This is a genomic window from Burkholderia multivorans ATCC BAA-247, assembly GCF_000959525.1.
Classification (GTDB): domain Bacteria; phylum Pseudomonadota; class Gammaproteobacteria; order Burkholderiales; family Burkholderiaceae; genus Burkholderia; species Burkholderia multivorans.
Genome location: NZ_CP009830.1, coordinates 407,353 through 425,928, shown reverse-complemented (window position 1 = coordinate 425,928; position 18,576 = coordinate 407,353). Strand labels below are relative to the sequence as shown.

The following is an 18,576-nucleotide window of genomic DNA, read 5'->3' as shown; positions in this document are numbered from 1 at the left end:
ACCGATCGAGGAGAGGCCGATGCAACCGATCCATGCTGCCGACATCACGTACTTCCACGATGCGGCGCTGCTCGCGCGCGTGGACGACGACTGCGGTGCGACCGTCGACGACGTCGGTCCCGCGTGGCGGCAGATCCATCGCAATCACGACTGCAATGCGTCGCTGTGGCGCCACGAGGACGAAGCGCGGCGCCGCGACGTGGCCGATCGCGCGATCGTCGAGAACAAGCGCGCGATCGATCGGCTGAACCAGCAGCGCAACGACGCGGTCGAGGCGCTCGACGAGGTGCTGCTCGCCGCGCTGCCGCCCGCGCACGCGGATGCGCGGCTCAACAGCGAAACGGCCGGTTCGATGATCGATCGGCTCTCGATCCTCGCGTTGAAGATCCATCACATGGGGTTGCAGCTCGCGCGGGACGACGTCGACGCCGCGCATCGCGCATCGTGCCGCGCGAAACTCGAACGCCTGCGCGAGCAGCGCACCGATCTCGCCGCGTGCCTCGATGCGCTGCTCGCCGACGCGGCGGCCGGCACGGCGCGCTTCAAGGTGTATCGGCAGTACAAGATGTACAACGATCCGGCGTTGAATCCGTATCTGGGCGGCCGCGTCGCGAACGACACGGCGGCCGCGAACGCGGGATCGGTCGCGGCGACTGCAGCATCGGCTGCAGCATCGGCCGAGGCGACACGTGACGATGCGGCCGAACCGGCCGCACCCGACGACCCGCCGCCGACACGGCCGACCGATGTTCCGCCCGACATGCCGCCGACGCCGCCGATGGACGTTCTGCCCGATGCGCCGCCGACGCCGCCGGGCCCGCCGCCAGGTCTGCCGCGCGGCGCGGCCGCCGACGCGAACCTAGCCGCGTCGCGCCACGCAGCGCACACCTCACACGACGCGCACGACGCGCACGACACGATCGACCGCCCATCGCCGACACAGACGGCATCGCACGCAGTCGACGTGCTGATTCCGACCTGCGACCGCCCGCACGCGCTCGCGCTGACGCTGACGACCGTCGCGCTGCAGACGCATCGGCCGTTGCGCGTCGTCGTCTCCGATCAATCGGCCGTCGCGGCTGCCGACGATGCGCTGCTGCGTGCCGCCGTGCGCTTCGCCGGCGCGCAGGGCGTCGACGTGCAGATCGAGCGCCACGTGCCGGCGATGGGGCTCGCCGAACAGCGCGCGTTCCTGCTGGCGCATGCGCGTGCGCCGCGCTGCCTGTACGTCGACGACGACGTGATTCTCGAAGCCGATCTCGTCGCGCGCCTCGTGCACGCGCTCGACACGCAGCGGTGCGGCTTCGTCGGCTCCGCGCTGCACGGGCTCAGCCATATCGACGACGTGCGCGCGCACCATCAGCAGGTCGAATTCTGGGACGGTCGCGTGAGACCCGAGGTGCTCGCGCCCGGCGGTCCCGAATGGGCGCGCCATCACCTGCACAGCGCAGCGAATCTGTATCACGCGCAATGCCGGCTGCGCGTGCCGCGCGACGCGTCGCGCGTGTACCGCGTCGCCTGGGTCGGCGGCTGCGTGCTGTTCGATACCGCGAAGCTGCGCGCGAGCGGCGGCTTCGAATTCTGGCGTGCGCTGCCGACGCGGCATTGCGGCGAAGATGTGCTGGCGCAACTGCGCGTGATGGCGCGCTTCGGCGGCTGCGGCCTGTTTCCGTCCGGCGCGTATCACGCGGAACTGCCGACGACCGTGCGCGAGCGCGACGTCGATGCGCCGTTCGTGCTCGCGCACCTGATCGACGAAGCCGCTCATGCGATCCGTTGACGGACATATCGGCGACGTCCGGTCGATCGCGGTGGTCGGCCCGGACGCGCTCGGCGACACGATGATGACGCTGCCGGCGCTGCGCGCCTTGCGCGTCGCCTACCGCGACGCGTGCATCGTCTACGTCGGGCTCGACTGGCATGCGTCGTTCTTCCGCGATCGGCCGGGCCCGATCGACGTGGTGCGCGTCCGGCCGGCCGCCGTCGATCCCGGCCGCCCGCTGCCGCCCGACGCCCCGCCCGTTGACCGAATGTTTCGCGTGCGTGCCGACGATCCGCCGTTCGATGTCGCGGTGCAGCTGTACGGCGGCGGCGCGCAGGCCAATCCGTTCACGCGCGCGCTCGGTGCGCGGATCGCCGTCGGCGCGTGCGCACCGGGCGCGCCGCCGCTCGATCGCTGGACGCCCTACGGCCGCTGGCAGAACCGGCGCCTGCTCGCGCTCGAAATCGTGAGCCTGGCCGGCGCGACGCTGTGGCCGGCCGGCCCCGACCTCACCGTGATCGAGCGCGACCGCCACGCGATGCGCGCGGCGCTGCCGCCCGACATCGCGAAGCATCTGCACGAGCTCGTCGTCGTGCAGCCGTCCGCACGCGATCCCCGCCGGCGCTGGTCGCCGCGGCATTTCGCGGCGGTCGCCGACCGGCTCGCGGCGCGCGGGCTGCGCATCGCGGTGGTCGGCACCACGCAGGAGTGGCCGCTCGTACGCGCGGTGCTCGACGCGATGCACGCGCCCGCGCTCGATCTGGCCGGCGCGCTCGACATCGGCGGCCTCGCGGCGCTGCTCGAACATGCGGCGCTGATGCTGTCGAACGACACGGGGCCGCTGCATCTCGCGGCCGCGCTCGGCACGCCCTGCGTGGGCATATTCTGGTTCACCAATGCGCTGCAGGCCTTGCCGCTCGCTCAGGGCCGCTGTCGCGCGGCGGTGTCGGCGCGCATCGTCTGCCCGGTCTGCGGCGAGCCGAACTTGACGTCGCGCTGCGCGCACGACGACAGCTTCGTCGACGACGTGACCGTCGACGAAGTCGCGACGCTCGCCGACGAAGTGCTCGCCGAGCGTACCTAGCCGCGCCGCTTCCCGAACCGCTTCCGGTCACTTGAAAGGAGTTCGCTCATGCTGACGCAGCAAACGAAGGACATCGTCAAGGCAACGGCCCCCGTGCTGGCCCAACACGGCTACGACATCATCCAGTGCTTCTATCGGCGCCTGTTCGACGCGCATCCGGAACTGAAGAACGTGTTCAACATGACGCACCAGCAACAGGGCCAGCAGCAGCAGGCACTTGCGCGCGCGGTGTACGCGTATGCGGAAAACATCGAGGATCCCGGCAGCCTCGCGGCCGTGCTGAAGAACATCGCGAACAAGCACGCGAGTCTCGGCGTGCGGCCCGAACACTATCCGATCGTCGGCGAGCATCTGCTCGGCGCGATCAAGGAAACGCTCGGCGATGCGGCCACCGACGCGATCGTCTCCGCGTGGGCGCTGGCGTACGGCAACCTCGCCGATCTGCTCGCCGGGATGGAAAGCGGGCTGTACGAGCAGGCGGCGACGCGCGTCGGCGGCTGGACCGGCTGGCGGACCTTCATCGTCCGCGACAAGCGGCCGGAAAGCAGCGTGATCACGTCGTTCGTGCTGGAGCCGGCCGACGGCCGGCCGGTCGCCAATTTCGAGCCCGGTCAATACGTGAGCGTCGCGGTCGACGTGCCGACGCTCGGCCTGCAGCAGATCCGCCAGTACAGCCTGTCCGACATGCCGAACGGCCGCACGTACCGGATCTCGGTGAAACGCGAAGGCGGCGGCCCCTATCCGCCCGGCTATGTGTCGTGCCTGCTGCACGATCACGTGAACGTCGGCGACGAGGTCCGCCTCGCCGCGCCTTACGGCTGCTTCCATATCGACGTCGATGCGAGCACGCCGATCGTGCTGATCAGCGGCGGCGTGGGCCTCACGCCGATGATCAGCATGCTCAAGCGCGCGATCCAGGATCCGAAGCGGCAGGTCGTGTTCGTCCACGGCGCGCGCAACAGCGGCGTGCACGCGATGCGCGACCGGCTGCGCGAAACCGCGCGCACGCATACGAATTTCAGTCTGATCGTGTTCTACGACGATCCGCTTCCGCAAGACCTCCCCGGCCGCGACTACGACCATGCGGGCCTTGTCGACGTGAATGCGATCAAGGATGCGATCCTGCTGCCGGACGCCGACTACTACATCTGCGGGCCCGTGCCGTTCATGCGGCTGCAGCACGATGCGTTGAAGCAGCTCGGCATTCCGGAAGCGCGGATCCATTACGAGGTGTTCGGGCCGGATCTGTTCGCGGAATGATGCGCGGCGCGCGGGAATTGCGATCGCGACCGGCGCGTGACGTCCCTGCGTATGCGCCGGTGCGGCACTGCAGTCGATGAGCCGCCGCGCCGACGCGCAATCGTCCCGAGCATGGCAAGCCAATCACGTCGGTATTTGCGTTCATCGGGATAAGTTTTCTTATCATAACGACATCATCCCTATACGTAACTTCGGCTTTCAAAAACGCACGTCGCGTCGGCACCGGTGAAACGCACAGCATGCAACGCCTCACCGGGCAGGCCGAGACCCGACGCGATCGCTCGGCCTTACATCGTCGACGACCGGTTCGACCGCAGCCGCGCAAACCGCTTGACCTTGAACTTTGCTTGAAGGTTATGGTTAACGTCCGCGCGCGTACCGAGGCCACCGGTACGCGCCCTGCCCTGCGGCAAACCACGTCGCGCGATCCGCGGCGGCCCGTGGCCGATCGCGACAGGACTACCGAACATGACTCGACGCATCCTCCACGTCGTCACCAACATCGCGCATTACGCCGACCCGTCGCAGCCGACCGGCCTGTGGCTCGCCGAACTGACGCACGCGTACGACATCTTCGCCGCGCGCGGCTACACGCAGCAGCTCGTCAGCCCGAAAGGCGGCGTGTCGCCGCTCGAGCCGCGCTCGCTCAAATGGCCGCACGCGGACGCCGCCGCGAAAGCGTGGCGCGCCGACCCCGCCCATCAGACGCTGCTCGCCAACACCGCACGCCCGGACGACATCGACGCGGCCGCGTTCGATGCGATCTACTTCACCGGCGGTCACGGCGTGATGTGGGACTTCCCCGACGATGCAGGGCTGCAGCGGCTCACGCGCGAGATCTACGAACGCGGCGGCATCGTCGCGGCGGTCTGCCACGGCTATTGCGGGCTGTTGAACACGCGCTTGTCCGACGGGTCGCTGCTCGTGACCGGACGCCGGCTCACGGGCTACGCGTGGATCGAGGAGGTGCTGGCCGGCGTCGCGAACAAGGTGCCGTACAACGTCGAAGAGGAAATGAAACGGCGCGGCGCGCGCTATGAGAAGGCGCTGCTGCCGTTTACGTCGAACGTCGTCGTCGACGGGCACCTCGTGACGGGACAGAATCCGCAGTCGGCGAAGGCGACGGCCGAGCAGGTCGCGGCGCTGCTGTAGCCGGTCGCGCGCGCGCAACGCAACGAAACGCAACGCATGCGCCGGCCCATCGGTGCCGCATCGGCCGGCGATTTCGCGACGCGTCGCAGCGGTGCGCGGTGGTGCCGCATCGGCACCGCACACGTCGTTGCGGAATCGGCTCAGATCGCGTCGAAACGCAAGCCCGCATGCCGCACGAGCCGGTCGACGAGCCGCTCGCCGAACATCGTCGCGGGCGTCCAGAACCCGCCGCCGCGCGTGCGGTCGCTGCCTGCGCGGCAGTCGAGCGCGAGACAGATCGCCGCCTGCCCGAGCATCTTGCCCGTCGACCCATAACCGGGATCGCGATCGCCGGTCACCTTCAGGCGCACGATCCGCCCGTCCGGTGCGTGACCGAAGAAGCGCAGATCGAAGCAGCCCGCGCGCTGGGCAGCGAGGCTCGGCCCTTCGCCGGGCTTCGGCAGCAGGAAACGCTCCATCGCGCTGCGCACGGGCTTCACGAGCACGCCGGCCATGAATGCGCCCAGCGCGACGACGGTCGCCCGCGCAACGACGCTCCCGCAGATACCGTGCCCCGTCACGATCGCTTCGTCGTAGCGGAAGCCGTTGCCGTATGCGTCGCCGGCCAGCGCGTTCGAACGGTGTACGACGCGCTCGTTGACGGCCGCCATCACGAACGGCGCGATCCACGCGTCGCAATCGCGATCGAACTCGGCCGACCGGACCGCATGCTGACGCACCGTGAAGCGATGATCGCGCGGGCATAACGCATACGGATCGAGCAGCATGCGGCGCAGTGCCGGATCGGCCGCGGCCTCGCGAACGACATTGATCATGCTCGCGACCGTTCCGCCCGACGCGCTGCCCTTCAGGGTCTTGACGCGCATCGTCACGTGCTCGGCCGGCGCGCCCCATTCGTGCAGCGCGCGTTGCTGAAGGACGTACACGCCAAGATCCGACGGAATCGAATCGAAGCCGCAGCAGTGCACGATGCGCGCGCCCGACTGCGTGGCGGCTGCTTCGTATCGGTCGATCATGCGCTTGATCCACTGCGTCTCGCCGGTCAAATCGCAATAGTCGGTGCCGCTTTGCGCGCAGGCGCGCACGAGCGGCTCGCCGTACAGCGCATAGGGGCCGACGGTCGACACGACGACGCGCGTCTGCGCGCAGAGCGTCTGGAGCTGCGCGTCGTCGGACGCGTCGGCGACGAGGATCGGCAGCGTGCGCGCCGCGTCGCCGAGCGAATCGCGCAACTGCGCAAGCTTCGCTTCGGAGCGGCCGGCAATCGCCCAGCGCAGCGTGTCGGCGCCGCTCGAGAGATGTTCGGCCAGATGGCGCGTGAGGATCTGGCCGACGAAGCTCGTCGCGCCGAACACCACGAGGTCGTAGGAGGGGTGGGTCATCGATGATTCCTTGGCGACACGATGGGATAACGCGCGCTCAGCGCTACGAGCGGCGCGACGAACAGCAGTTGCACGCTGCCGGAACGGTAGTAGAAATTCGGCGCCCGGATGGCGCCGAGCGACGACTCCACGATGCGCTTTGGAATGCGCCGGAAGAAGGCGACATTGCCGGCGGCCGGGTCGCGCGCGAAGTCGTCGAGATCCGGATTCATCCGGAAGCGGTCGTAGTAGCCGCCGGCGGGCACGTCGACCGTGTGCGGCCCGAAGCCGACTGGCGTGGTGCCGGTGCGTATGTCCATGTCCTGCCTCTCCTCGCTGATTCGTCGCGGCAGGCACTACACCGCGAGCCCGCGGGCTCAAAGACCCTCAGCCGGCACTCTAGGCTTGAACTTCACTTCAAGGTCAAGGACCTGCATTAGAGGAACGCCTCGGCGCGGCGCGCGCGTGGCGCAATCGGCGTCGGTGGGCCGCGGTGAAGTTCCAGTTGCGCCGGCTTAGCCGCGGCAAGGCGCCCGAGCCGCGCGTGTCGCCGCTGCGCGCTGGTCGTCCAGCAGCATCGCCGATGCATGCAGCACGCGCCGGTATCGGCGCAGCATGACGCAGCGCGCGCCCCCGCGCACGGCTACGGTTGCGCGGGCGCCTGCGCGTCGCGCGCCGCCGCATCGGTTCGCGAAGCATCGGTTCGCGAAGCATCGGCATGCGGAGCATCGGCACGCGCAGCATCGGCATGCGGAGCATCGGCATGCGGAGCATCGGCACGCGCAGCATCGACATGCGAAGCATCGACACGCCGAGCATCAGCACGCGCCACACCATCACGCCCGCCATCCCCCTCCCGCCAACCCCCGCCGAGCGCCTTGTACAGCGCGACGAGATCGGTCGTCGTCTGCAGCGCGCCCTGCACGGCCTGCTGACGCCCTTCCGACCATTGCCGCTCCGCGTCCAGCACGTCGAGAAACGGCGACAGCCCCTTGCGGTAACGATCGCGCGCGAGTTCCAGCGCGCCCTGCTCCGCGCGCACGGCATCGTCGAGCGCGGCTGCGCGCGTCTGGTCGGTGCGGTACACGGCGAGGGCATTGTCGACGTCGCGCAGCGCGACGAGCACGGTCTGCCGATACGCGAGCGCCGCCTCCGCCTGACGCGCCTGCGTGAGCCGCAGGTTCGACACCAGCGCGCCGCCCGAAAAAATCGGCAGCGACACCGCAGGCCCGAACGCATAGAACAGATGCGACCAGTGCGCGAGTTCGCGCACATGTGTCGCGCGCAGCCCGACTTGCCCGGTCAGCGACACGTCCGGATAGAACTGCGCGACCGCGACGCCGACGTCGGCCGTCGCCGCGTGCAGGTCGGCTTCCGCGCGCCGGATGTCGGGCCGGCGGCGCGCGAGCGTCGACGGCAGGCCGACCGGCACGGCGGGCGGCACGCCCGGCAGCGCACGCGGCGTGTCGAGCCAGTCGTCGAGCGCGCCCGGCGCACCGCCGACCAGATAGGCAAGCCCGTTCTTCAGCAGCACGATCTGCTGATCGAACTTCGGTAGTTGCGCACGCAACTGGGCGAGCCGCGCGTCGGCGCTGCGCACGTCGAGGTCGCTCGCCAGGCCGTGTGCGGCCTGCTCGCGCGTCAGATCGCGCAGTTCGCGCTGCGCACGCACGAGTTCGTCGGCGAGCGCGCGCTGCGTCTGCGCACCGCGCAGCTGCAGATAGGTCTGGGCGACCTCCGCTTCGAGCGACAGCAGTGCGTCGTCGTGGCTCGCGACGGCCGCACCCGCCTGCGCATCGGCCGCCTCCACCGCACGCCGCACGCGTCCGAACAGATCGAGCTCCCACGACGCGTCGAAGCCGGCCTGCCACAGGTTGACCGGCGATTCCAGCGCATCGAGCGCGCCGCGCGCACGCTGCTGCACGGCCGCGCCGGTGCCCGCCCCGAGCCGGTCGAGCGGCGAACCGGGCGCGCCGAGCCGGTCGATCTGCCGGTCCAACCCTTGATCTTCGACGAACCCCTTCAGGCCGAGCTGCTCGCGCTGATAGCTCGCGCTTGCGCGCACGTCGGGCAAGCCCTGCGCGGCGGCGGCACGCACCTGCGCACGCGCCTGCGCAATGCGCAGCACCGCGGCCTGCACGTCGAGGTTGTCGCGCGCCGCGCGTTCGACGAGCCGGTCCAGCAGCGGATCGCCGAACGCGCGCCACCAGCGCGGATCGGGATCGGCGTCCGTCGTCGGCGTGGAAGCCGGCGCGCGCGCGCCCGACGCAGGCGCGGCCGCGTCGGCGCGCTGCAGCGCATGCCAGCCCGCGGGCACGTCGGCGCGCGGCGGTGTGAAATCCGGGCCGACCGTACATGCGCCCAGCAGCGTGCCGGCGACCGCGGCAGCCGCGGCGGTCGCACGGCGCAGCGCGCGCGGCCGGCGGCTGCGGCGGGCGGCGTCGCACGTCGTCATGTCAATGCCCTCCTCCGGCGCGTGCGGCCTTCACCGGCGAAAACAGGAATGTCAGCGGAATGCACGCGGCACAAAACACCGCGAGCAGCGCAAATACGTCGATATACGCGAGGATCGTCGCCTGCGACACGAAGGTCTCGTAGAGCCGGCCGTTCGCGGTCTGCAGCGCGGCCGCCGGCGTGCCGCCCGACAGCTCCGCGATCGCTCGCGCGTTCGCATGCAGCGCGTCCTGGAAGTTCTGCGACAGCGGCGACGTATGCGCGGACAGATGCGCCATGCGTGCCTGCGTGCGTTCGCGAATCAGCGCAGTCGACACCGAGATGCCGATCGACCCGGCGACGTTGCGGAACATCGTAAACAGCGCCGACGCATCGTCGTTCAGCCGCTGCGGCACGGTCAGATACGCGAGCGTCGTGATCGGCACGAACATGAAGCCGATCGCGAGCGACTGCGCGCAGCGAATCATCACCAGATGCCGATAGTCGATGTCGGGCACGAGCATGCGCGAATAGGCCAGTGCGAACGCGAGCAGCACGAAGCCGAAGCCGACGAGATAGCGCGTCTGCACGTGCGGCATCAGCCGGCTCACGAGCGGAATCTCGAGCGTGATCAGCAGCGCGCCCGGCGACAGCACGAGACCGGCGAGCGTCGCCGTGTAGCCGAGATGCTGCTGCGCGAGCTGCGGCACGATCACCGCGCTGCCGTACAGCACGGCCGCGAACGTCGCGATCGTCACGCAGCCGAGCGCGAAGTTGCGATCGCGCAGGCACGACAGATCGACGACGGGCTTCCTCGTGCGCAGCAGCCAGAGCGTCGCGCCGACGAGCCCGAGTGCGGACAGCACCGCGAAGGTCCGGATGAACGTCGAGCCGAACCAGTCCTCGTCCTCGCCGCGATCGAGCATGACCTGCAAGCAGCCGAGCCCGATCGCGATCAGGCCGATCCCGACGTAGTCGACCGACAGCCCGCGCACCGCGCCGCGTCGCCACGGCGGATCCTCGACGAGCTGCATCACGGCGAGCACGGTCAGCACGCCGATCGGCACGTTGAGCAGGAACACCCAGCGCCACGAGAAGTGATCGGTGATCCAGCCGCCGAGCGTGGGCCCGAGCACCGGCGCGACGACGATCGCGATCGCCGACACCGAGAACGCGCGGTTGCGCTGCTCGGGCGGAAACGTGTCGAGGATGATCGACTGCTGGTTCGGCTGCAGCCCGCCGCCGAACAAGCCCTGCAGCACGCGGAACACGATCAGCTCGCCGAGGTTCGTCGCGATGCCGCACAGGAACGAGCACGCGGTGAACGCGGCGATGCAGAGCACGAAGTAGCGCTTGCGTCCGAGCAGCCGGCCGAGAAACCCGGAGATCGGCAGCACGATCCCGTTCGCGACCAGATACGACGTGAGCGTCCAGGTGGCCTCGTCGTAGCTCGCGGACATCGTCCCCGCGATGTGCGGCAGCGCGACGTTGACGATCGTCGTGTCGAGCACTTCCATGAAGGCGGCGAGCGTGACCACGACGGCGACGAGCCACGGATTCGCGGCCGGCCGCCAGTCGCCGCCGGGTGCCGCCGCCTGATCGGCGGGCCGGTTCATCGGCCGAGGGCCGCTCGGATGAACGGCAGTCGAAGGTCGGACATCGTTGCGCTCCGTGCGCGGCGCGCCGCATGCAGCGGCGGCCGGTCATTTCAGATGGACGGTCGGCTCGACCGACAGGCCGAGGCCGAGCGGCGGATTGCGCGGCAGCGGATCGTCGAGCACGATCTTCACCGGCACACGCTGGACGATCTTGACGAAGTTGCCGGTCGCGTTCTCGGCCGGGAACGCGGAAAACCGCGAGCCGCTGCCGAGCTGGATGCTGTCGACGTGACCGTGCAGATCGAGATCGGGATACGCGTCGACCGACACGTCGACGCGATCGCCGACGCGCATCCGCTTCAGTTGCGACTCCTTGAAGTTCGCGGTGATCCACACGCGCGGCGTCACGATCGAGAAGATCGACGTACCGGGCTGCAGGAACGAACCGAGCTGCACGTTGCGGCGCGTGACCCAGCCGTCCGACGGCGCGCGCATCGTGCAGTACGCGAGATTCAACTCCGCCTGCTCGAGCTGCGCGCGCGCCTGCAAGACCTGCTGACGGCGCTCCTCGACGACCGTTTCGGCTTGCCGGATCTGTTGCGGCACGAGGCTCGCGGTGCGCGCCTGCGCCTGCGCCATCGCGACGTTCGCGTCGGCGCTCGCGCGCTGCGCGTCGGCCGCGTCGATCGCCTGCTGCGAGGTCGCGCGCACATCGACCGCGCGCTGCCGCGCCTGCGCGGCCAGCGCCTGCCGGTACGCGGCCTCCGCCGATTCGATCTGCGCGCGCGCCTGCCGGTACTGCGCCGGATACTGGACGCGCGCGATGTCGAGCTGCACGCGGGCCGCGTCGAGCTGCGCCTCGGCGAGACCGAGCTGCGCGCGCGCCGCGTCGACCTGTGCGCGGTAGTCGCGCGGATCGATCTCGACGAGCACGTCGCCGCGATGCACGTAGACGTTGTCGTCGACCGCGAGGCGCGTCACGTAGCCCGACACGTGCGGCGCGACGGCGACGGCATTGCCGTCCGTGTACGCATCGTCGGTGCTCTCCTGATTGCGCGTCGCGAACCACCACACGAGCCCGCCGACGACGATCAACAACGCGATCGCGCCGAGGATGATCAGCGGCTTGCGGCCCGGCCGCTTGCGTTCGCCGCCGTCTCCCGCGCCATCGCCGTCGCCGCCGGTGCGGCCGCCGCGATCGTCGTGCGGATGCCTGTCTCCACCGCCGCCGCCCGGTGCGTCGGCGTCGCGCTCGCCGCGCGGCTCGCCGTGTCCGCTGCCGGTTCCGCTGCCGCGGCCGGCATCGTCGTCGCCGGCACGCGCGACGCGCACGGGCGCGCCGCCCGGCTCGCGGTCGAGCGGCGCATCGGCCGTGCGCGCGCTTGCGCGACGCCGGACGCCGCGCGCGGTGCGCGTCCGCGCCTGCCGTCGCGCGAGCGGCGAAGCGCGCGTCGGCGCGACGCGGTCTCGCAGGCGATCGGGCAACGGGGACACGGTGACCTCGGACATCGAACGGCGCTCCTGTGTGCAACCCGTGCGCACCGACGTGCGCGCGGGCCTCATGGCGCGCGATCGAAGCAAGTGCCGCGCCTGCCCGGCTCCTATCCATGTCGCACCGACGACGCGGCAGCCGCTCCGACGCGCATTTTTTACAACGACGGTTGCACCGGCCGCGCGGCGTCGCGCAGCCGGCACGCGCGATGCGCGCGAATCCGTCCCGTTCCGACAGGAGGCATTCGATGACCCGTCCCAGCCCGCTCGACACCGATACGCGCGGCGAAGATCGCGGCGACAGCACGCCGGGCCCCGAAGGCAAGCGCGGCGGCACCGCGACGCCGCCGCCGCGCAGCGCGCGCGATCCGGCCGAAGGCAAGCCGCAGCCGGCCGATGCGCTGCCCGGCGTGCAACCGGCCGATCACGGCGACCGCGCCGCTGGCAAGCCCTGACGGACGGCCGCGCGCCCGGCGACACGTCAGCAGAAATGACAACGCGTTGAAAAACCGCGGACGCACGCGGCCACGGCCGCCCGCGCGGCGCGCGCCGCACTACGGGCCCGCGACGTGCTCGGCATCCGGCGCAACCGTCGTCCACTTTCACACGGAGGCTTCATGTTCATTCACAACACCCGATTGCAGTACACGGTGCGCGTCGACGCGCCGAACCCCGGTCTCGCCAACCTGCTGCTCGAACAGTTCGGCGGACCGCAGGGCGAACTCGCCGCCGCGATGCGCTACTTCACGCAGGCGATCACCGAGGAAGATCCGGGCCGCAAGGACATGCTGTTCGACATCGCGACCGAGGAGCTGAGCCACCTGGAAGTGATCGGCTCGCTCGTCGCGATGCTGAACCGCGGCGCGAAGGGCGAGCTCGCGGAAGCAGTCGACGAACAGGCCGAGCTGTACCGCAAGCTGAACGGCGCGGGCAACGACAGCCACGTGACGCAGCTGCTGTACGGCGCCGGTTCGCCGCTGACGAATTCGGGCGCGGTGCCGTGGAGCGCCGCGTACATCGACACGATCGGCGAGCCGACCGCCGATCTGCGCTCGAACATCGCGGCCGAGGCGCGCGCGAAGATCATCTACGAACGGCTGATCAACGTGTCGGACGATCCGAGCGTGCGCGAAGCGCTCGGCTTCCTGATGACGCGCGAAGTGTCGCACCAGAAGTCGTTCGAGAAGGCGCTCTACGCGATCACCGCGAACTTCCCGCCCGGCAAGCTGCCGCCGATGGAGCCGTACGACCGCGTGTACTTCCGGATGCAGGAAGGCGCGGAGCCGATGCCGGGCCCGTGGAATCGCGGCGATGCGCTGTCGGTGCGGCGTGGCGAGCCGGCCGTCGACGGCGGCGACGGCCTCGCGACGGGCGCAGTCGATCCGACGCAGTCGCAGGCGCTCGAAGCGATGGCGCGCCGGCTCGCGTCCGACCCGAACTGCGATCCGACGACCGGTGCCGAGCTCGGCGCCGGTGCACCGCACGACAGCACGACATCGCCGGTGCCGCCGGTGTCCGGCACGCCGGGCGTGTAACGCACAAGGGGCGCGTACGCGCGCCTCGGCCCGCATTCACCGAAACGACAGGAGAACGAGGCATGGCAAGCGAAGCGAACGTAGTAGACGAGCGGTTGATGGAATGGCTGCGCGACGCGCATGCGATGGAGGAACAGGCCGAGACGATGCTGTCGTCGATGGCCGGCCGGATCGAACATTATCCGGACCTCAAGCGGCGCATCGAGCAGCACATCGAGGAAACGCGCGAACAGGCGCGGCTGATCCGCAGCTGCATCGAGCGGCGCGGCGGCTCGGTGTCGACCGTGAAGGATCTCGGCGCAAAGACGATGGCCTGGGTGCAGGGCATGTCGGGGATGTTCGTGTCGGACGAGATCGTCAAGGGCGGCATGGCGAGCTACATGTTCGAGCACTTCGAGATCGCCGCGTACCGCAACCTGATCGAGGCCGCGCGCGTGGCCGGCGACGTCGAGACGCAGACGATCTGCGAGCGGATCCTGCCCGAAGAGCAGGCGATGGCGGCCTGGCTCGAGCACAACATGGCGGGCGTCGTGCGCACGTATCTCGCGCGCGAGATGCGTCCGAACACGACGGCGAAACGCTGAGCGGTCGCGGCCGGCCGCGCCGCCGCGGCGCGTGCGACCGGCCGCTCGCCCCCGCTCGGCGGGCCGCCGCGGCAGGCACGCGGCTTGCGCGATGCTCCGCCATGAATGCCCCCGCCGCCTGTCCGCTACCCGACATGAAACTGCCCGATCCCGCCGACTTTCCCGTTCGCGCGGTCCCGCTCGCGCCGCTGGCGAAGGAACGCGCGACGGTACTCTGTCATCGCAACGGCCGCGTTCTGCTGGTCGCGCGCCGGCCGTCGTCGCGCTGGACGCTGCCGGGCGGCGTGATTCGCCGCGGCGAGTCCGCGCTCGACGCCGCGCATCGCGAGCTGCACGAGGAAACGGGACTGACGGGGCTCGACCTCGCGTATTTCTTCTACGTCGACGGCAATGTGAAACGCCATCACGTGTTCGTCGTCGATCTGCCGGCCGGCATGCATGCGTGCCCCGGCCGCGAGATCGCGCTGTGCCGCTGGGTGCCGATCGACGCGGTGGCGCGCTGGCCGGCCAGCACGCCGACACAGCGCATCGTGCGTCAGCTCGCGCAGCTGCGCGACGTCGCGAGCGCGGACGCACCCGCGCTTACGCGCCGTCCGCCTTCCCGGTCAGCGCCGTGACCGATTGCTCGGGCTCGCGCGCAAGCCCCTGCGCGAACACCTTCAGCCCTTCGAGCAGCGGCGTGATCGCTTCCCACAGCGCGTCGTCGTTGAGCAGCCGGTAGACGCCGCGCACGCCCGGCGCGACATGTTCGTGCTCGGCCGGCTGCCACGCGCCGATGTGGCGCAGTGCGTCGGCGGCCGCGAACATCGTCTTGCCGAACTGTTCGGGCGGCACGCGCGAGAGCGCCATCACGAGCATCGCGAGATTCTGCACGCCGGTCTGCGTGCCGGGCTTGTCGAGCGCGCCGACCAGCACCTCGGCGATCTTCGCGTTCGCGCTGACCACGTCGTTCGCGAAACGCAGGAAGCCGTGACGGTGCAGGCTGCCGAGCAGGCGTTCGAGTGCGTCGTGCGCATTCGGTTCGGAAGGAGGGGGTGTCGTATCGTCAGGCAGGCGTTCGGCCATCGGCTGTTCTCCGGAACGGGCGCCGCCGCGTGCGGCGCGACAGGAACACCCGCGGCAGGTGCGCCGCGGGGCGAATGACGGCGCGTCCGGCGCGCGGACGCGCCGGCGCGGCGCCGTGCGGGCGGGACGCGGTGCGACGCTGCGAGAGATCGTCGCACAACGCAAGGTTGCGCTCGCCCGGCGCGGGCGCACGCGGGCGGGCGGCGGCGCGCGAGTGTCGCGCACGCCGCCGCGCCGGGGCGCATCAGCTCGCGCCGTCGCCCGCGTCTGCGCGGTACTCGCTGCGCGTGCCGAGCCCGTCGTCGACGGTCCGCACGCCGTCGACGGCCGACACGCCGTCGACGATCGCCTGCCGCTCGGCTTCGTCGATCGCGCCGCTCAGCCGCACATGGCCGTCCTCGACGCTCACGTCGATGTCGTGCGGACGACCGGTGAGCCGCGCGAGTTCGGCGCGCACGCGCGCCGCGATCAGCGCGTCGTCCGCATGCTCGGGCTGCCAGTGCTCGCGCAGACCCGCGATCGCACTGCGCGCGCGATCGGTCGCCTGTTTCGCGCAATTGCTCGCATAGTCGACGACGCCGTGTCCGCCGGCCGCGGCCTTGTCGCAGACGTACGCACGTCGGCGGCGGCCCGACGCCGGATCGAGAAAGTACATCGCGACCGCGCCGCATGCGACGGCCGCAGCAAGATTCATCAGCGGTTTCAGACGAGTCTGGGATTCCATGGCAACACCGTGCGCAATACCCGGGGACGGCCGGGCTTCGCCGCCTACGCAGCACGCGCCGTTCCTCGATCGTGCGCGAGCCGCACAAGCTGCCGCGGCTGCACGCGCTGCATCGGCGGCGCAATCCGCGTCGCGCGCTCGGTATACGCCAGACAGCACTCAGCGCGATGCCGCGTGCCGCCGCGCATACCGCCAGCCGCGCACGCACTCCTCCGCATACGGAATCACCGCGAACACGAGCACGGCCGCGAGCAGTACGACGATGTAAAGCGGCTCGGTCGGCCGCCAGCGCAGGGCGAAGTCGGCCGCGTGCACGCCGTCGCGCAACCGTGCGGGCAGCACGATCCACGCGATCAGCGAGAGCGCGACGAGCGGCATCATTTCGAGAAAGCTGTGCACGTGCTGCTCGAACGGCGACACGTCGCGCCGCGACACGGCGAAGCGGACGTCGGCCAGCGCGGTGAACTCGTGCAGCACGAAACCGGCCGCCATCAGCGCGAGCACGGTCAGATCGATTTCGAACAGCAGCGCGACGAGCAGCGGAATGCCGACCTCGACGAGCTGCGCGACATGCAGCAGCGACTCGCGCACGCCCGACGTCGAGGCGATCTGCGAGCGTCGATGGCAGAGCCAGTCGACGAAGCCGGCCGCGATCCAGAGCGGCAGCACGAAGAAGCGCAGATAGCCGTCCGCGAGTTCGGTCGCGCTCATCGGTACGCGTTCGCAGCGCGCCGAACGAAATGACAAACGCTTGAAAAATGCGGATGTCGGGCGCGCACGCGCGATGCGGCGGTGCCGAAAAGCGCGTTCGTCACGACGCGTCCCGCGGCGCGTCGGCCATGTCGCGCACGCGTGCGCAATCCTCTTCGAGGCCTTCGCGCGTGCCCGCCCGCTTCGCGAGCTTCATGTACGCCTGCGCGAGCTGATTCAGCTCCTCCTCCGACGCATCCTCGATCCCGATCAGCCGGTCGCTCGCGGAACGCGTCGCCGCGACGAGTTCGTCGAGCTTCAGATGCAGCGCGACGCTGTCGCGGTTCTGGTTCCGCTGCAGCAGGAACACCATCAGGAACGTGATGATCGTCGTACCCGTGTTGATCACGAGCTGCCACGCGTCGGAATAGTGAAACAGCGGCCCGCTGACGAGCCACAGCAGCGTCACGGCGACGGCCGAGCCGAACGCGATCGGCGAGCCGGCCCACGCCGTGACGCCGGACGCGAAGCGCTCGAACGCGCGCGTGACGGGATGCGGGGCCGACGCGCGGTCGGTCCCGTGACGGTCGGCCGCGTCCGGCCGGACGCGGGATGAATCGTTCGCTTCGCGCATGACACCTCCCGGATGGAACAAGTAAGCGCACCCGCACGCGGACCGCGCGCCGCGGCAACGTAGTGGCGCGGGGTACGGTCCCGATGCGGGCGTCGACGCTGTATGAAGCAACCGGCATGCCCGGGCCGATGCGCCGATGCGCCGATGCGCCGATGCGCCGATGCGCCGATGCGCCGATGCGCCGATGCGCCACGCGCTTCGCACTTCGCACTTCGCACTTCGCACTTCGCGCTTCGTGCTTCGTGCTTCGTGCTTCGTGCTTCGTGCTTCGTGCTTCGTGCTTCGTGCTTCGTGCTGCGTGCTGCGTGCTGCGTGCTGCGTGCTGTGCGGGCGTTCGGAGCGTATGCGATGTGGCGGTTTGCATGGTTTGCGCGATGCGCGCGCCGTGCCGTGCCGCGCCGTATGCGCCGCATGCATCCTCTGCACCCTCACCGCGGCGCGTGCGTATCCTCGTCGTCCGGGAAGTACCGCGTGTCGGTCCACTGCGCGATGCCGTCGAGATCCGGAAAGATCGTCGCGACGCTAATTCCGACGCGCGCAAGCTCATGCCGGATCGCGGCGAACCGCTCGCCCGGCACGACGATGCGCGTGAGGCGCCCCGCGAAGTCCGGCTGTTCGTCGAGCGGCGCGAAGCACTGCGCATCGGCGTCGTAGCTATGGATCGTGAACCACCCGTCCTGCGCGGTGATGCGCGGCATCACATGGCGCGGCCGGAACACTTTCGTGCGCGTGACACCGAGCGGCGCGCGCCGCTCGGCGATCGTCGCGATGTCGTCCGCATCGTGACGCAGGCACCAGACGACACCGTCGACGCCCGCCTCCGACGCGCTCCTGACCGCGAACCACAGCGCGGCGAGCGCGCTGCCGGACCAGTCGAGCAAGCGCGTGCGCATCCCGTGCTGCTGCGCGATCGCGAGCCAGTCGCACGCGTCGAGATTCGGCGCCGGTTCGAGATGCGGCAGCGCACTGCGCATGAATTCGTCGAGCATCCGCGCTTCGATATCGGGCGTCGAGCGCCCGCGCGCGATGCTCGGCGCGAGCGCCCAGCCCGCGTTGCACTGCCCGCGAAAGAGCCGCGCGGCGCGGCCGTCGTCCTGCGCGGCGATGCGCGTCATGTAGTCGGCGACGCTGTCGATCGCTTCGCCCGCGTCGCGTGCGCGTTCACCTGCCATCCGTCGTCTCCCCTTTTCGTCGGCCGCGGCC

The 18,576-nt window shown here is 70.2% G+C and carries 17 protein-coding genes and 1 pseudogene; 8 read left to right on the top strand and 10 right to left on the bottom strand.

All coding sequences use genetic code 11. The features are described 5' to 3' along the window. Positions 1-19: 19 nt before the first annotated feature. From NP80_RS01920 to NP80_RS01905, 4 genes are all read left to right on the top strand, one after another. Complete coding sequence (locus tag NP80_RS01920) at positions 20-1,780, top strand: DUF4254 domain-containing protein (RefSeq protein ID WP_006409530.1); 1,761 nt, start codon at positions 20-22, stop codon at positions 1,778-1,780. Further along, positions 1,767-2,846: a glycosyltransferase family 9 protein gene (locus NP80_RS01915; RefSeq protein WP_006405164.1), complete on the top strand. Its 1,080-nt coding sequence runs from the start codon at positions 1,767-1,769 to the stop codon at positions 2,844-2,846. The genes NP80_RS01920 and NP80_RS01915 overlap by 14 nt, the downstream gene beginning before the upstream one ends. A 48-nt stretch (positions 2,847-2,894) precedes the next feature. Then, complete coding sequence (gene hmpA, locus NP80_RS01910) at positions 2,895-4,106, top strand: NO-inducible flavohemoprotein (protein WP_006409524.1); 1,212 nt, start codon at positions 2,895-2,897, stop codon at positions 4,104-4,106. A gap of 468 nt (positions 4,107-4,574) precedes the next feature. After that, positions 4,575-5,258, top strand: coding sequence for a type 1 glutamine amidotransferase domain-containing protein (locus NP80_RS01905; RefSeq protein ID WP_006409525.1), 684 nt, complete (start codon positions 4,575-4,577; stop codon positions 5,256-5,258). A gap of 140 nt (positions 5,259-5,398) precedes the next feature. On the opposite strand, the gene NP80_RS01900 is transcribed toward NP80_RS01905, so the two are convergent. The 5 genes and pseudogenes from NP80_RS01900 to NP80_RS01880 form a co-directional block, all read right to left on the bottom strand. Beyond that, complete coding sequence (locus NP80_RS01900) at positions 5,399-6,640, bottom strand: saccharopine dehydrogenase family protein (RefSeq protein ID WP_006409529.1); 1,242 nt, start codon at positions 6,638-6,640, stop codon at positions 5,399-5,401. Between the two features lie 20 nt (positions 6,641-6,660). Continuing rightward, a pseudogene (locus NP80_RS01895) lies at positions 6,661-6,939 on the bottom strand (hypothetical protein); the annotation flags it as partial. A 323-nt stretch (positions 6,940-7,262) separates the two neighbouring features. After that, positions 7,263-9,074 carry an efflux transporter outer membrane subunit gene (locus NP80_RS01890; protein WP_045592859.1) on the bottom strand — a complete coding sequence of 604 codons (1,812 nt, stop codon included), beginning with the start codon at positions 9,072-9,074 and terminating at the stop codon, positions 7,263-7,265. Position 9,075: 1 nt separating this feature from the next. Next, on the bottom strand, positions 9,076-10,668 hold the full coding sequence (locus NP80_RS01885; protein WP_006410205.1) for a DHA2 family efflux MFS transporter permease subunit: 1,593 nt from the start codon (positions 10,666-10,668) through the stop codon (positions 9,076-9,078). 87 nt (positions 10,669-10,755) lie between these two features. After that, the gene (locus NP80_RS01880) at positions 10,756-12,159 is read right to left on the bottom strand and encodes an HlyD family secretion protein (protein ID WP_045592907.1); all 1,404 of its coding nucleotides are present in this window, start codon (positions 12,157-12,159) and stop codon (positions 10,756-10,758) included. A 230-nt stretch (positions 12,160-12,389) separates the two neighbouring features. Here NP80_RS01880 and NP80_RS01875 point away from each other — a divergent pair, with 230 nt between their 5' ends. From NP80_RS01875 to NP80_RS01860, 4 genes are all read left to right on the top strand, one after another. Then, a complete protein-coding gene (locus tag NP80_RS01875; RefSeq protein WP_045592904.1) occupies positions 12,390-12,596 on the top strand; it encodes a hypothetical protein in 207 nt (68 codons plus the stop codon). A 162-nt stretch (positions 12,597-12,758) separates the two neighbouring features. After that, a complete protein-coding gene (locus NP80_RS01870; RefSeq protein ID WP_006405154.1) occupies positions 12,759-13,676 on the top strand; it encodes a manganese catalase family protein in 918 nt (305 codons plus the stop codon). A gap of 62 nt (positions 13,677-13,738) precedes the next feature. Further along, entirely contained in the window at positions 13,739-14,260 is a 522-nt protein-coding gene (locus NP80_RS01865; protein ID WP_006405153.1) for a ferritin-like domain-containing protein, read from the top strand. Between the two features lie 134 nt (positions 14,261-14,394). After that, complete coding sequence (locus tag NP80_RS01860) at positions 14,395-14,877, top strand: NUDIX hydrolase (protein ID WP_006405152.1); 483 nt, start codon at positions 14,395-14,397, stop codon at positions 14,875-14,877. Here the strand turns inward: NP80_RS01860 and NP80_RS01855 are convergent. The 5 genes from NP80_RS01855 to NP80_RS01835 form a co-directional block, all read right to left on the bottom strand. Continuing rightward, positions 14,843-15,325 carry a DUF1641 domain-containing protein gene (locus tag NP80_RS01855; protein WP_006405151.1) on the bottom strand — a complete coding sequence of 161 codons (483 nt, stop codon included), beginning with the start codon at positions 15,323-15,325 and terminating at the stop codon, positions 14,843-14,845. The genes NP80_RS01860 and NP80_RS01855 overlap by 35 nt on opposite strands. A gap of 244 nt (positions 15,326-15,569) precedes the next feature. Continuing rightward, entirely contained in the window at positions 15,570-16,049 is a 480-nt protein-coding gene (locus NP80_RS01850) for a BON domain-containing protein (RefSeq protein ID WP_045592856.1), read from the bottom strand. A gap of 159 nt (positions 16,050-16,208) precedes the next feature. Continuing rightward, positions 16,209-16,760, bottom strand: a complete 552-nt coding sequence (locus NP80_RS01845) for a hypothetical protein (RefSeq protein WP_006410068.1) — start codon at positions 16,758-16,760, stop codon at positions 16,209-16,211. 100 nt (positions 16,761-16,860) lie between these two features. Next, a complete protein-coding gene (locus NP80_RS01840; protein WP_006405147.1) occupies positions 16,861-17,373 on the bottom strand; it encodes a low affinity iron permease family protein in 513 nt (170 codons plus the stop codon). A 428-nt stretch (positions 17,374-17,801) separates the two neighbouring features. Further along, on the bottom strand, positions 17,802-18,545 hold the full coding sequence (locus NP80_RS01835; protein WP_006405146.1) for an FRG domain-containing protein: 744 nt from the start codon (positions 18,543-18,545) through the stop codon (positions 17,802-17,804). Positions 18,546-18,576 lie beyond the last annotated feature (31 nt).